This window comes from Archangium violaceum (assembly GCF_016859125.1).
In the GTDB taxonomy this organism is placed as follows: Bacteria; Myxococcota; Myxococcia; order Myxococcales; family Myxococcaceae; genus Archangium; species Archangium violaceum_A.
The window spans coordinates 3,661,930-3,675,973 of sequence record NZ_CP069338.1 but is presented as its reverse complement, the minus strand read 5'-3'; the positions used below and the strand labels follow the sequence as shown (position 1 = coordinate 3,675,973).

Here is a 14,044-nt window from a genome sequence, read left to right as displayed (position 1 = left end):
TGAGCAGGAGACCCCTCATGAGCACGACGACGAAGAACAACATGACGCGCCGGGAGGTTCTCGGCGGACTCGGCCTGACATTGGCGGCGGTGCCAGTCAGTCAGCTCCTCCTCGCCTGCGGTGACAAGGACCCGGGGCCTGGAGGAACGGGCTGGGCGACCGGGGGCACCGCCGCGATGACCGGCGCCAGCGCCTATCCCAACCCGTTCGCCTCCGATTCGGGCACGGCGTGCAAGCTGACGTGCGAGCAGATCCTGGGTCCCTGCTATGGGAACACGCTGGTCCGCAAGGACATCAGCGAGGGCCATGATGGGCTGCCCGTGCGCCTCGCGCTCCGCGTGCTGGATGAGTCCTGCAAGCCCGTCCCGGGCGCGACCGTCGACATCTGGCATGCCGGGCCGGTGGGGGTCTACTCGGGCGACGACCAGCACCCGTTCTGCAATCCCGACAACCAGGAGGCCCGCGCCGCGCGGTGGTTCCGCGGTGTGCAGACGACGGATGCCGACGGCCGGGTGGACTTCGATACCTGCTTCCCTGGCTGGTACTCGGGCCGGGCCATCCACATCCACTTCACGATCAAGATCGCCGGCACCGAGTCCGTGACGTCCCAGCTCTACTTCGAGGACTCGCTCAACGACGACATCATTGGCACCCAGCCGCTCTACAACACGCGCGGCCAGCGCGACACGCGCAACACGGCCGACACGGTCGTGGCGCAGGAGCGGATGAGCGACTTCATCCTCCAGACCCAGAAGATGCCGGATGGCGCGCTGCTGGCCTGGAAGACCCTCATCGTCCGCTCGTCGACCGGCACTCCCCTGTGCGAGGCCCACAGCCAGTTCATGAAGGATTTGATGAACTCCGGCATCGACCCCAACGACCCGGACACCTACCCACCGGGCGCCCCGAATCCCTGAACGCCCGTCGGGCCGGGGCGCGAGGGAGCTCCGGGCCCCCCGTCTCACGCGGAGCCCGGGGCCTTGAGCGCTCCGGACGTCAGCTCGCCGCCGGTGCCTCGGCGCTCCGGGGCGCCAGCCGCATGGGCTGCGCGCGGCCGTAGGTGAGCGAGCGCCACAACCACTCGGCCGGGCCGAAGCGGAAGCGTGACAGCCACCAGTGGCTGAAGGGTATCTGCAGCGCGAAGACGGCCAGGGAAGCCGCCACGCTGTGCGAGGGCGGCATCCGGCCCACGAAGCCCAGCCCCCAGCCGTCGTAGATGCAGAGGCTCACCACCGTCTCCAGCAGGTAGTTGGTGAGCGCCATGCGGCCCACCGGGGCCAGCACCTGCATCACGCGCCGCCACCGCTCGCGCTGGAAGAGCAGGGCGAAGGCGGCCACGTACACCGCGGCCAGGCCCAGGTAGCCCAGTTCCGAGACGGCGGACAGGACGAACATCCAGGAGTCCTTCGCGGGATCCACCAGCCCCGCGATGCGCAGGCGATGCACCACGAGCCCCGTGCCATTGCCCAGCACGCCCAGCACCAGCCCCCAGACGAGCAGCCGCCGGTGCACGGGGCGGTTGCGCTCCACGTCCTGCAGCAACAGGTGCCGCCCCGCGAGCAGGCCCAGCAGGAAGCGGCCCAGGATGACGCTCATCCAGAGCAACCGGCTGGACCGGAAGAACGCGTCCACGTAGTAGCGCGCGTTCGCCGCCTGGGTCGTCCAGAAGGAATCACTGGAGAGCCCCGCCAGGAATCGCGCCCGCAGCTGGTTGTCATGGGCCTCACTGGCCTTCGCCGCCTCGGCCGCCGCCTCCGCGCCTTGGAGCAGGATGGGGCCGAAACGCTGGAGGGCGGGGATCAACAGCGGCACCGCCACCATCAGCACCGCCACCCACACCAGCACCGTCCGGTCCGAGCGCTGGCGGAAGAGAAGCAGCGCGAAGCCCACCACCGCGTAGGTGGAGAGGACGTCACCCACCCAGAGCGCGAAGATGTGCGTCACGCCGATGCCCAGCAGCACCAGCAGCCGCCGCGAGTACACCGGGACGATGGAGGCCCCCCGGGCCTCGGCGCGCGCGAGCTGGATGGAGAAGCCCAACCCGAAGAGGAAGGAGAAGAGGGTGACGAACTTCTGGTTCACGAAGAAGTTGTAGAGGGAGGTGACGACGGTCTCGAGCGGAGGCGCCGCCAGCGCCAGGACCTGCTCGCGCGGCATGAGGACGCGGCCACTGAACCAGGAGAAGCTGTTGGACACGAAGACGCCACACAGCGCGAAGCCGCGCAGCACGTCCAACAGGGCCACCCGCTCGGAGACATCCACGGGGCAGGCGGGAGCGCCGGGGGCGGGCGCGGGAGGAGTGGATTCGGACATGCGTCCAGGAGATCCCCACCTCCACCTCGCGTCAACGCCCCCCGGGTCTCGCTCCCGGTCCGCCCCGATTTCGTTGACGGCCCCGGTCCCGGTCACTACCTAGCGGGCGGCACGTCACGCGTGCCCGTTTCCCAACCCCTCGGAGCGAACACCATGTCCCTGTCCATGTACCAGGCGTCGGTCCCCGTCTTCATCCGCATGCTGGGCAATCTGTCGGCGATCCTCGGCAAGGCCGCCACGTATGCCGAGACGAAGAAGTTCGATCCGAGCGTCCTCGTCAACGCCCGGCTGGCGCCCGACATGCTTCCCCTCTCCGCCCAGGTGCAGATCGCCTGTGATTCCGCGAAGGGCTGTGCCGCCCGCCTGGCGGGGATCGACATCCCCAGCCATCCCGACACCGAAACCAGCCTCACCGAGCTGCAGGCGCGCATCACCAAGACGATCGACTTCCTGAAGAGCGTGAGCGCGGCGCAGATCGACGGCAGCGAGGAGCGCACCGTCACCCTCAAGATGCGCGCCCAGGAGATGCAGGTCCAGGGGCAGCCCTACCTGCTCAACATCGTGCTGCCCAACTTCTACTTCCACATCACCACCGCCTACGCCATCCTGCGGCACAACGGCCTGGACATCGGCAAGGCGGACTTCCTCGGCCGTAGCTGAGCCGGGAGCTCACGGAACGCGGTGCAGCAGGCTGCCCTGCAATCCCACCGCCCAGGCCTCTCCATCCGGCAGGACCCAGAGATCCACCAGCGTGGGTCCTGCCGCCAGGCTCACCTGCTTCCACATCCCTTCCTCCCAGTGCAGCAGGGTGCGCGAGGAACCGCTTCCCCCGACGGCCCACATCTGTCCGGCCCCCGTCCCCGAGATGGCGCGCAGGGGCCCCACGTCCTCCCCCTCGAGAGCCACCTCTTCCCACCGGACTCCATCCCAGTGGGAAATCTCTCCGGCGAGGTTCACCCCCCACACATCATTGGCGGCAACGCCCCACAGGCGCAGGGGAACGGAGAACGTCGACGTGCCGGTGGCGCGCTCCCTCCATGTCTCCCCATTCCAGTGCAGCAGCCGGGTAAGGGTGCCGGCCCACACATCCGTCGCGCTACTTCCCCAGACGCTCTCGAACCGGCCCACCTCCGCGTGCACCGCATGGTTCCACCGCGTCCCATCCCAGTGCGACACCACGCCCTCGGCCTCGTCGGACCTGCCCACCGCCCACACGTCGGTGGCGCTCGAGCCCCACAGCGCGAGCAGGCTGCCCCGGCATATGTCCAGCGTACAGAACGGCTCCTCCGGAAACCCGACGTACTGCCAGGCCTTCCCATCGAAGTGGAGGATGACGCCCGCCGCTCCCACCGCCCACACGTCCTGTGCGCTGCTGCCCCAGACATCATTGAGCGTGAAGGTGAAGTCGGCGGGTACGCGTGTCTCCTGGGCCCACTGCTCGCCGTCCCAATGGACGATGAAGCCGGACTCCCCCACCGCCCACACATCCCTCGGCCCACTTCCCCACACGGCGTTCAGCGTCCCCACTCCCGGCACGGACAGGGCGCGCCAGTGGCCGGCCTCTCCCTCCTGCTGTCCCCCATCCCCGGGGCCCGCGTCGGGCCCTCCGGCATCCGGGGTTCCAGAATCCGGAACCTGCACGCCACCATCCGACGCGCCACCTCCCGGCTCGTTCTCGCACGCCGCCAACGCCAACACCGCGATCAGGCACCAGGCCTTCTTCATGACGTCCCTCGCTCCTCGTGTCACCGGGGCTGATGTCGAGGGTCGTCCGGCCCGCTCATATTCCCCCCCTCGCCCGTGACGACGCGGAACTTGGCACCATCCGGGGAAGGTGTTCAAGGACATGCGCGCCATGCAGGCGAGCAGCCAGCCATCCGGAAGGGACCGCTTCCCAGACAAGTCCCGCGTCCCCAGCGTGTCAGGGTGGACCTGCGGGAGACAACCATGGAGGACGCGGAGAAGCGCGGAGAGATGCCGTACCGGACGCTGGGGCGCACCGGGGAGAAGGTGTCGGCCATCGGCATCGGGGGCTGGCACATCGGACTGCCCAAGGTGGACGAGAAGCTGGCCATCCGCATCGTGCGGGACGCCATCGATCGCGGCATCAACTTCATGGACAACTGCTGGGACTACAACGAGGGCCTCAGCGAACTGCGCATGGGCAAGGCGCTCCGGGATGGCTACCGGCAGAAGGTCTTCCTGATGACGAAGCTCGACGGCCGCACGAAGAAGGAAGCCACCCGGCAACTGGAGCACTCGCTGGAGCGGTTGCAGACGGACTGCATCGACCTCGTGCAGCACCATGAAATCCTCCGCTACGAGGACCCCGACCGCATCTTCGCCGAGGACGGCGCGCACGCCGCGCTGCTGGAAGCCCGGAAGGCAGGCAAGCTGCGTTACATCGGCTTCACCGGGCACAAGGATCCACGCATCCACCTGTACATGCTGGAGGTGGCTCGGGAGAACGGCTTCACGTTCGACGCGGTGCAGATGCCCCTGAACCTGATGGACGCGCACTTCCGCAGCTTCTCCAAGCTCGTCCTGCCCGAGCTCGTCAAGGACGGCATTGGCGTGCTCGCGATGAAGACGCTCGCCAACGGCTCCATCCTCCAGTCGAAGACGGTGACGGCCATCGAGTGTCTGCACTACGCGCTCCACCTGCCCACCTCGGTGGTCATCACGGGCGTGGACAGCCTGGCCATCCTCGACCAGGCCTTCGAGGCGGCACGCACCTTCAAGCCCCTCTCGGAGGCGGAGCTGCAGGCGCTGCTGGCCAGGACGCGCGAGGCCGCCATGCGGGGCAGATACGAGCCCTTCAAGACCTCGTCCATCTACGACGGGACCGCGGCCAACCCGAAGTGGCTCGGCGGGGAGCCCCCGGAGCTGCAGGCGTTGATGATGCAGGAGTGAGGCGTCCCCGGCGGGAACACGGCGGCCCCCCGCGCCATCGCGGGGAGCCCGCCATGCGGCTCGCGCTACGAGCGGACGACCTTCGTCACCGAGGTGGAGGAGCCCCCGGTGTTGGTGTTGAACTGCTCGGCGGTGCCCACCTTGAGTTGGTTGTGCACGTCCTTCACGCCGAGGACATCCTCGATGATGTCCTCGATGATGCGCTTGTCGCGGCGCTCCTCGACCAGGCCGGTCAGCGTGACTTCTCCGTTCTTCACCTGCACCTCCACGTGCTCGGCGTTCACCCACCCGTGCATGAGCCGGTCGTAGACGTCCTCGCGGATGCGGTCATCCGAGCGCGTGTACGCCTTGGGCGCCTTGCCCAGCTTGCGCAGTCCCTCGCGGAACCGGTCGCCGAGCCGCTCGATCGGGCCGCGCTCGTTGTGGTCGCGGCGGCCGTAGAGGCCCTCGTTCCTGTCGCGCACCCCGTAGCTCCCGTAGCCCCGGTCGTACCCGAGGTCGCGCTCGGAGTACCCGCCTCCGTAGTTGCTCGGGGAGTTGTAGTAGCCCGGAGGGTTGTAGCTGCCCTGATTGTAATTGCCCTGATTGTAATTGCCCTGGAGGTTGTAGCCGCGGTCCTGGCCGTAATCCTCGAACCCGCGGCCGCTGCCCGAGTACCCCTGGCCGCCCTGCCACGGACCGCGCTCCTGCCGCGGCCCCATGTCACTGCCCCGGAAGCCTTCGTCGAAGTCCCGATCCCGGCCTGCCCAGCGCTCCCGGTCATCTCCCAGGTATCGACGCGTCTCGTAGTCCCTGTTCGCCATGACGTGTGTCTCCTCGTGGTTGCGCGTACGTGTCACGTGACGGTGACGTTTCCCGTTGCAGATGCATCTCGGTGTCACGTGTAACCCGCGATGCCCGAAGGCGTTGCGGGTCCAGGGCAAACTGGGCCGTCATCGCCGGGCGGCAAAGGGTGTCCACGCGCGCCTCGGCAGGCCGGTCGCTGCACGGACACCGGCCCACGGGAAGAACGGGCTCGGAGAATAAAATCAGGAGCTCACCAAGACTGCGTGGGCCCACGCAGACATGCCGGGCGAGCGCGGGGCCCGGCGACGAGCACCGTCCGGTGGCCCACAGGTCATCGGCCTCGGGGAGCAGCACGGCGGAGCAGGTGGCGTGTCGCTCCGTCAACGAGTGTCCCCGCGAGCATGGGGAAGTGCACGAAACCGGCGCGGGCTGACTCCCTCCGGGCCGGCCCCGGTCGAATCGTTCGCGCCGAATGGTCTGGGGGGAATGCATTGAAGACACGTGATTACGCCGGGTACCTGCTCCTGTTCTCGGTGTGGGGAGTTGGCTGCGGCTCCACGTCTCCAGCGCCTTCGAACGAGAACCCGCACGAGGACACGAATACCTCCGAGCTCCGCTACGCTCCCTGCGACGCGAGTCAGCGGGCCGGGCAATTCACCGTCGAGCTCGGAGCGGACTACACGGCGGTCCAGGGGCGCGTGTTCAGCGGTGTCGTTCCGGCCCATGTGAGACGGGTGGAGGCCGAGGAAGGCGGATGCCGCCTCCTGCGTGGCCGCACGCTCTTCTGTGAGCCGGCCTGCGGCGCATCACGGACGTGTGGCGAAGGTGGCGTCTGCATCCCCTACCCAACCGCCCGGAACGTGGGCTCCGTGAGTCTCCAGGGATTGAAGGCGGAGCTCTCCCTGACGCCGAACTCCGGGAGGTTCTATTCCAGCGGCTCGGCGTCGCTGCCCCACCCGGGCTTCGACGAAGGTGCCCGCATCCAACTCGTGGCCGGTGGCGCGGAGGTGGAGGCCTTCACGCTGCGCGGCCAGGGAGTCGGCGCCCTCTCCGTCCCCGAGGGGCCCATCACCCTCGAGCGCGGCAGGCCGGTCACGGTGTCGTGGACACCCTCCTCGTCTCCCGGGGCGGCTCGCATCCACATCCTCGTGGATCTCGCGCATCACGGTGGCATCGCCGCCTCGCTCGAATGTGACGGAGTCGCGGACACCGGGAGCTTCACCCTCCCCTCGGGACTCATCTCACGGTTGCTCGACGTGGGAGTCGCCGGCTTTCCCAAGCTCACGATCAGTCGGCGCTCCGCGGACTCGGCGGCCACCAGCGCCGGGTGTGTGGACCTGCTCGTCCTGTCCCAGGTGGACCGGGAGATCCGCATCCCCGGACTCGTGTCGTGCGGCGACGACCAGGACTGTCCGGAGGGCAAGACCTGCCGGCCGGACCTGACCTGCCAATGAAGCAGACGGCGCAGAAGGCGCAGAAGGCAAGGAGTCTTCCACCATGCGAAACACATACATCCTTTCCGCCGTGGCCCTGTTCACCCTCGGGCTCCACGGCATGGCCTGCCTTCCGAACGGCGCGGATTCGGGATGGGATACGAACCCCGGCGAGGAGGGAACCGGAGGAGACGAAGACACGGGAGGTACGCCGCCGAAGCCAGGGGAGCCGCCGCGGTTCAGCTTCTTCGTGACCAGCCTCGAGGCCATGCGCGAGCTCTCGGGCAGCCAGAAGGGCTTTGGTGGCGATCTCCGCTTCGGCGAGGCGACGGGTCTGGAAGGGGCGGACAAGATCTGCCGTACCATCGCCGAGAAGGCCATGCCCGGCGCGGGACAGAAGGTCTGGCGCGCATTCCTGAGTGCGTCGACAGGCGGCCCCGACGGCGGCCCCGTCCACGCCATCGATCGCATTGGCGAGGGGCCCTGGTACGACCGCAATGGCCGGCTCGTGGCCCAGGACAAGGCGGGGCTCCTGAACGAAGCGCGTCCGCGGAGTCACTCGCGGATCAAGAACGATCTGCCCAACGAGCGGGGTGAGCCCAACCACCAGGGCGTCGACAACCACGACATCCTGACGGGCTCGGACAAGCAGGGGCGCTTCCAGGGCGGCGGCATGGGCGGCACGTGCAACGACTGGACGAGCGCCCTCGGCTCCACGGGGAGGCCCTACTGCGGCCACTCCTGGCCTCGCCGGGCTGGCTCCTCCAGGGGCGCTCACTGGCTCTCGGATCATCAGGTTCCGGGCTGTGCCCCTGGCGTCAGCCTCGTCGAGAACGGTTCCGGGAGCGGGACGAACACCGTGGGCGGCGCCGGTGGTTACGGCGCCATCTATTGCTTCGCGCTGACTCCCTAGTCCTCATTCACAGTCAGCAACACAGGCGGGAATACCCTCACCCTCGCCCTCTCCCAGAGGGAGAGGGGACATACACGGAGATCTCCATGCGCTCGCACTCGTTCATCTGGGTGATCACCTCGCTCGTCCTCTCGTGCTCGTCGAGACCGTCAGCCCCCGAGGAGCAGGTGCCGGAAGCGGCCTGTGAGCTGGTGGAGGAGGCCTCGGCCCCCGAGTTCCTGAAGCACATCGGATGTCAGGGGGACTTCCATGCCCTCGCGTCGGAGCCGCTCGACACGCGCATCCCGGGTGCCCGCTCGGTGAAGGTCGTGTTGGATGGGTTCGACGGTGACGCACTCTACTTCCAGAACAGCCGGAAGTACCCCATCCATTACGCGTTCGTCTCCTCGCACCTCTCCGGCCACGGGCTGCCGCTGGTCGGCTCGCTGGCGGACTTCAACCAGACCGAATACTACGCGCCGGACCGCCGCTTCCTCCTCGGCACCGTCACGTATTACGAAGGGCCCGGCGTCTGGGCACTGGAGCTCGCCCCCTACGACACCGCCTCCGCGGAGATGCTGACCCGGCTCCACGAGGCCGTTCGCGACGCCGGCTACTTCGGCTCCGAGCTGATCTTCCACCCCACCTCGCAAGCGCTCGAAGCCGAGGCGAAGAACCTGCCGCCCGCCATCCGGGTCATGACGACGGACGCGCTCTACGCGGCCACCGACTATCAGCCGCTCAACCTCGCCACCTCGGTCGGGCGGCTGCGCTTCGTCAAGGCGGATGAGCTGAAGACGACCTATCTCGCGTACCGGGACATCGTCGTGTTGGATCGCCTGCCCAATGACATCTCGACCGTCGTCGGCATCATCACCGAGGAGTTCCAGACGCCGCTGTCGCACGTGAACGTGCTGTCGCAGAACCGCCAGACGCCCAACATGGGGCTGCGCCAGGCCATGAGCCACCCCCAGCTCCGAGCGCTCGAGGGCAGATGGGTCCGGCTCACCGTCGGCGCGTTCAGCTGGAGCATCGAGGAGGTGACGAGCGCCGAGGCCGATGCGTACTGGGAAGCGCACAAGCCGGTGCCCGTGGTGCTCCCCGCGGCGGACCTGTCGGTGAGGGATCTGCGCGACATCCAGGACGTCGTGGTCGAGGGCCAGGGTCCGCTGCGCGAGGCCATCAAGGCCGCGGTCCCCGCGTTCGGAGGCAAGGCCGCGCACTACTCCGTCCTGGCCAGGACGGAGGGGCTCCCCGTGCGAAAGGCCTTCGCGATCCCCGCCTTCTATTACGTGCAATTCATGGAGGAGAACGGGTTCTTCGCCCGGGTGGATGCGCTGCTCGCCGAGCCCTCCTTCAAGGAGAAGCCCGAGATTCGCGACGCGCGCCTGAAGGAGCTCCGCGCCGACATGAAGAAGGCACCGGTGAACGCCGGGCTCCAGGCACTGCTGAAGGCGAAGCTGGCGGCGGACTACCCGGGGCTGACCATGCGGTTCCGCACCAGCACGAACAGCGAGGACCTGGAGGGCTTTCCGTGCGCGGGCTGCTACGAGTCACACACGGGAGACCCCAGCGACTGGGAGGACGTCCTCGAGGCCATCCGGAAGACCTGGGCCAGCGTCTGGTTGTTCCGCACGTTCGAGGAGCGCGAATACAACGGCATCCCCCACGAGTCCGTCGTGATGGCGCTGCTCGTGCACCACAACTTCCCGGACGAGGAAGCCAATGGCGTGGCGCTCACGGCGAACCCCTTCGACCCCTCCGGCCTGCAGCCCGGGTTCTATGTGAACGTCCAGACTGGCGGAGACGCCGAGGTGGTGCACCCACCGCCGGGAATCACGAGCGACCAGTTCATCTACGAGTTCCACCAACCCGGCCTCCCCCTCACGTACCTGTCCCACTCCAACCTGGTGGAGGCCGGCCACACGGTGCTGACGTCCGCCCAGGTCTTCGAGCTCGGCAAGGCCCTCACCCTCATCCACGAGCGCTTCTCGCCCGCCTACGGGCCCCTGGCGGGCCACACCGGCTGGTACGCCATGGATGTCGAGTTCAAGTTCGACGGCGAGCCCGGCGAGCCGCCGAAGCTGTCCGTCAAACAGGCGCGTCCGCACCCCGGCAGGGGGAGATGATCCGACGCGATGACACACCGCGTAGAGATGACGCGGTGCACCGCTCCCTCTCCACGCATCGGACTGAAGCATGGTGAACACAAGTGCCACCCGTGCCGGGTTCCCGTGCCGTCGTCTTGCGTGACATTGTTTTTACTTCTACGTTCGCCGCGCGTTGACGCCGGGGCGTGAACCCCAGCCCCAATCATCCGAGCTCACTCCGCTCGTCGTGGACCGGGGAAATACCCCCTCTTCCGTCCACGGAGTCAGCGCACCTCAGATACCAGGAGATGGACATGGAACGGTTGTTCTCCCGGCGGAAGAGCGCATCCTGCGCGGCCCTTCTGCTGTTGACGCTGACATCCTGCAAGCCCGACCCGGAGCCCACGCCTCCCCCCACCGAACAGCCCCCCACGGAGCAGCCTCCCACCGAGCAGCCCGATGACTGGCCGCGCATCCAGAGCGCCATCCCCCGGGACGAGGCCATCGAGGCCAGGGTCGAGGCCCTGCTCTCCACCATGTCCCTCGAGGAGAAGGTCGGGCAGATCACCCAGGTGGAGATCGCCCACGTCACGCCCGCGGAGGTGAAGCAGTACCACCTCGGCTCCGTGCTCAACGGCGGCGGCTCCTGGCCCAACGGCAACAAGGGCTCCACCGTGGAGGAGTGGAACGCGCTCGCGGACCAGCTCTGGGAGGCCTCCATGGACCCGGCCAACCCCCACCAGATTCCCATCATCTGGGGCGTGGACGCGGTGCACGGGCACAACAACGTGAAGGGCGCCACCATCTTCCCGCACAACATCGGTCTGGGTGCCGCGAACGACCCGGAGCTGGTGAAGCGCATTGGCGAGGTGACGGCGCGCGAAGTGGCCCGCACGGGTCTGGACTGGGCCTTCGGGCCCACGCTCGCCGTCGTCCGGGATGACCGCTGGGGCCGCACCTACGAGGGCTACTCGGAGGATCCGGCCATCGTCGAGGCCTTCGGCGGGAAGATCGTCGAGGGCCTCCAGGGCCAGCTCGCCAAGGACGCGAAGGCGAACGAGAAGGTCATCGCCTCGGCCAAGCACTACCTGGGTGACGGCGGAACCAAGGAAGGCAAGGACCAGGGCATCACCCAGGTCACCGAGAAGGACCTGCGCAACATCCACGGCCGCGGCTATTTCACGGCGCTCGCGGCCGGTGCCCAGACGGTCATGGCGTCCTTCAGCAGCTGGCAGGACGCGGCCCAGGGAGAGGGCGCCAAGGCCCACAAGATGCACGGCAACAAGTACCTGCTGACGGACGTGTTGAAGACCAAGATGGGCTTCGACGGCTTCGTCATCTCCGACTGGAACGGCATCGGGCAGATCACCCGGGAGAACAGTGACTCGCCCCGGGACTGCACCAACGGCGACTGCCCGCAGGCCATCAACGCCGGCGTCGACATGGTGATGGTGCCCTACCGCCAGGACTGGAAGCCGTTCATCGAGAACACCATCAAGTCGGTCCAGAGCGGTGAGATTCCCCAGGCGCGCCTCGACGACGCCGTCCGCCGCATCCTCCGCGTGAAGTTCCGCATGGGCCTCTTCGAGAAGCCCAAGCCCTCCGCGCGCAATGCCTCGCACGAGATTGGCACCGAGGAGAACCGGGCCGTCGCCCGCGAGGCCGTCCGCAAGTCGCTCGTGCTCCTCAAGAACAACGGCTCCACCCTGCCCCTGGCCCGCACGGCCAGGGTGCTCGTGGCCGGCAAGAGCGCCGACAACCTCGCCAACCAGTCCGGCGGCTGGACCATCACCTGGCAGGGCACCGACATCACGAACGCGGACATCGGCGGCGGCACCACCGTCTGGAAGGCCGTCCAGAAGATCGTCCCCACCGCCACGCTCGACACCAGCGCGGACGGCGCCCTGGCGGATTCGTCCTATGACGTCGCCGTGGTGGTGATTGGCGAGACGCCCTACGCCGAGGGTCAGGGAGACATTGGCAAGAACAAGACCCTGGAGCTCGCCCGGCTGCGCCCGGAGGACCTCACGCTCATCAACGCCCTCAAGGCCAAGGGCGTGAAGAAGATCGTGACGGTGCTCTTCTCCGGCCGCCCGCTCTACGCCAACAAGGAGCTCAACGCGTCGGATGCGTTCGTCGCGGCCTGGCTGCCCGGCACCGAGGGTGATGGCATCACCGACGTGCTCTTCCGCAAGGAGGATGGCTCGGTCAACTACGACTTCCACGGCAAGCTGTCCTACTCGTGGCCCAAGAGCCCCTGCCAGGTGTCGATCAACAAGGGCGATGAGGGCTACGCGCCCCTCTTCCCCTACGGCCATGGCCTGACCTATGCGCAGCCCCAGGAGCTGGGCGCTCTCGAGGAGACGACCCAGACCCACGGCTGCGGTACGACGCCGGGCGGCGGCGGCACCACCACCGAGCCGCTGGTCCTCTTCGAGCGTGGCAACCAGGACAACTGGGTGATGCGCATGGGCGCGCCGTCCAACTGGGGCGGCATCGACGTGCAGCAGAACACCAGCGCCACCACCAGCCTGGCCGCCAATGAGATCAAGGCCACCCCGGTGGATGACGCGGGCGGCCTCCAGTGGGCGGCCATGAACGTCGTCTGGAGCGGCACGGGGCAGCTCTACACGCAGAACCAGAATGGCAACGTGGGCCGTGACCTCTCGGCCTACCTCAACTCCAATGGCGCGCTGGTCTTCTCCGTGAAGGTGAACGCCGCGCCGACCGCCCCGGTCAACCTCTCCATGCACTGCGTGTACCCGTGCCTCGGGGAGATCAACTTCACCCAGACCCTCACGCAGCTCGAGGGCAAGGGCTGGACCGAGCTCGCCGTTCCGCTGCAGTGCATGGCGGACACGGGCCTGGACTTCACCAACGTGAACTCGCCCTTCCTGCTCTACACCTCGGGCACGTTGGATCTGACGCTCGCCAACATCCGCTGGGAGCCCAACAAGGCCGGCAACGTGTCCTGCACGGGCGGCGAGCCGCCCCCGGCGCCCATCGCCATCACCGAGGACAAGGACGCCTACGTCAACGGCATCTCCGACACCTCGTTCTTCGCCACCCCCAATGGGTGGACGGCCGGCACGACGGGCACCGTGACGGTGGACCCCGCGTTCGACGTCGGCGGTGAGAAGGTCATCGACGTCTCGATGAGCGGCCTCAAGGAGGGTGGCGGCAACGGCGGCTTCGCCTTCGGGCTCAAGGAGCCGAACCTGATGGACGTCTCCGCGATCGCCGCCACCGGTGGCGTGGAGTTCGAGCTGAACATCCTCGACTACGGCGAGACCACCCAGGACTTCTGGGTGAAGATCGTCTGCGACCGCAAGGCGGACTCCTGCGCCACCGGCGACCTGAAGACCCTCATCGGCCGTCCCACGCCCGGGACCTGGACGATGGTGAAGATTCCGTTCTCCAGCCCCAGCTACCAGTCGAGCTGGAACACGGCCCGGGTCAGCTCCGTCCTGGAGATGCTGCCCGCCTGGGGTGACCAGGGCGGCAACATCCACTTCCAGCTGCGCAACATCCGCATCAAGAAGCAGCTCGACTAGTCACGAGCGAAGGCCCGGCCGATCGCGTTGATCCGGCCGGGCTCACGGAGGCGATGGGACGGG

At 67.8% G+C, this 14,044-nt stretch carries 10 protein-coding genes; 7 read left to right on the top strand and 3 right to left on the bottom strand.

Annotated elements, in window-relative coordinates; genetic code table 11:
- Nucleotides 1-17 precede the first annotated feature (17 nt).
- The gene (locus JQX13_RS15765; RefSeq protein WP_239014773.1) at nt 18-917 is read left to right on the top strand and encodes a protocatechuate 3,4-dioxygenase; all 900 of its coding nucleotides are present in this window, start codon (nt 18-20) and stop codon (nt 915-917) included.
- Between the two features lie 79 nt (nt 918-996).
- On the opposite strand, the gene JQX13_RS15760 is transcribed toward JQX13_RS15765, so the two are convergent.
- Nucleotides 997-2,313 (bottom strand): DUF418 domain-containing protein, encoded by a 1,317-nt coding sequence (locus tag JQX13_RS15760; protein ID WP_203409832.1) that lies wholly within the window; start codon nt 2,311-2,313, stop codon nt 997-999.
- A gap of 153 nt (nt 2,314-2,466) precedes the next feature.
- On the opposite strand from JQX13_RS15760, the gene JQX13_RS15755 reads away from it, so the two are divergent.
- Nucleotides 2,467-2,973, top strand: coding sequence for a DUF1993 domain-containing protein (locus JQX13_RS15755; RefSeq protein ID WP_203409831.1), 507 nt, complete (start codon nt 2,467-2,469; stop codon nt 2,971-2,973).
- 9 nt (nt 2,974-2,982) lie between these two features.
- Here JQX13_RS15755 and JQX13_RS15750 read toward each other — a convergent pair whose 3' ends face one another.
- The gene (locus tag JQX13_RS15750) at nt 2,983-4,038 is read right to left on the bottom strand and encodes a hypothetical protein (RefSeq protein ID WP_203409830.1); all 1,056 of its coding nucleotides are present in this window, start codon (nt 4,036-4,038) and stop codon (nt 2,983-2,985) included.
- A gap of 222 nt (nt 4,039-4,260) precedes the next feature.
- Here JQX13_RS15750 and JQX13_RS15745 point away from each other — a divergent pair, with 222 nt between their 5' ends.
- Entirely contained in the window at nt 4,261-5,226 is a 966-nt protein-coding gene (locus tag JQX13_RS15745) for an aldo/keto reductase (protein WP_203409829.1), read from the top strand.
- A 65-nt stretch (nt 5,227-5,291) separates the two neighbouring features.
- Here JQX13_RS15745 and JQX13_RS15740 read toward each other — a convergent pair whose 3' ends face one another.
- The gene (locus JQX13_RS15740; protein WP_203409828.1) at nt 5,292-6,029 is read right to left on the bottom strand and encodes a BON domain-containing protein; all 738 of its coding nucleotides are present in this window, start codon (nt 6,027-6,029) and stop codon (nt 5,292-5,294) included.
- Nucleotides 6,030-6,503: 474 nt separating this feature from the next.
- Here JQX13_RS15740 and JQX13_RS15735 point away from each other — a divergent pair, with 474 nt between their 5' ends.
- From JQX13_RS15735 to JQX13_RS15720, 4 genes are all read left to right on the top strand, one after another.
- Nucleotides 6,504-7,466, top strand: coding sequence for a hypothetical protein (locus JQX13_RS15735; RefSeq protein WP_203409827.1), 963 nt, complete (start codon nt 6,504-6,506; stop codon nt 7,464-7,466).
- A 43-nt stretch (nt 7,467-7,509) separates the two neighbouring features.
- Complete coding sequence (locus JQX13_RS15730; RefSeq protein WP_239014772.1) at nt 7,510-8,358, top strand: hypothetical protein; 849 nt, start codon at nt 7,510-7,512, stop codon at nt 8,356-8,358.
- 86 nt (nt 8,359-8,444) lie between these two features.
- On the top strand, nt 8,445-10,466 hold the full coding sequence (locus JQX13_RS54085; protein ID WP_239014771.1) for a PEP/pyruvate-binding domain-containing protein: 2,022 nt from the start codon (nt 8,445-8,447) through the stop codon (nt 10,464-10,466).
- Between the two features lie 275 nt (nt 10,467-10,741).
- Nucleotides 10,742-13,981, top strand: coding sequence for a glycoside hydrolase family 3 protein (locus JQX13_RS15720; RefSeq protein ID WP_203409826.1), 3,240 nt, complete (start codon nt 10,742-10,744; stop codon nt 13,979-13,981).
- Nucleotides 13,982-14,044: the final 63 nt, after the last annotated feature.

Coding starts and splice junctions, on each gene's coding strand:
- JQX13_RS15765 (WP_239014773.1), top strand. CDS start 18: ATGAGCACGACGACGAAGAACAACATGACGCGCCGGGAGGTTCTCGGC.
- JQX13_RS15760 (WP_203409832.1), bottom strand. CDS start 2,313: ATGTCCGAATCCACTCCTCCCGCGCCCGCCCCCGGCGCTCCCGCCTGC.
- JQX13_RS15755 (WP_203409831.1), top strand. CDS start 2,467: ATGTCCCTGTCCATGTACCAGGCGTCGGTCCCCGTCTTCATCCGCATG.
- JQX13_RS15750 (WP_203409830.1), bottom strand. CDS start 4,038: ATGAAGAAGGCCTGGTGCCTGATCGCGGTGTTGGCGTTGGCGGCGTGC.
- JQX13_RS15745 (WP_203409829.1), top strand. CDS start 4,261: ATGGAGGACGCGGAGAAGCGCGGAGAGATGCCGTACCGGACGCTGGGG.
- JQX13_RS15740 (WP_203409828.1), bottom strand. CDS start 6,029: ATGGCGAACAGGGACTACGAGACGCGTCGATACCTGGGAGATGACCGG.
- JQX13_RS15730 (WP_239014772.1), top strand. CDS start 7,510: ATGCGAAACACATACATCCTTTCCGCCGTGGCCCTGTTCACCCTCGGG.
- JQX13_RS54085 (WP_239014771.1), top strand. CDS start 8,445: ATGCGCTCGCACTCGTTCATCTGGGTGATCACCTCGCTCGTCCTCTCG.
- JQX13_RS15720 (WP_203409826.1), top strand. CDS start 10,742: ATGGAACGGTTGTTCTCCCGGCGGAAGAGCGCATCCTGCGCGGCCCTT.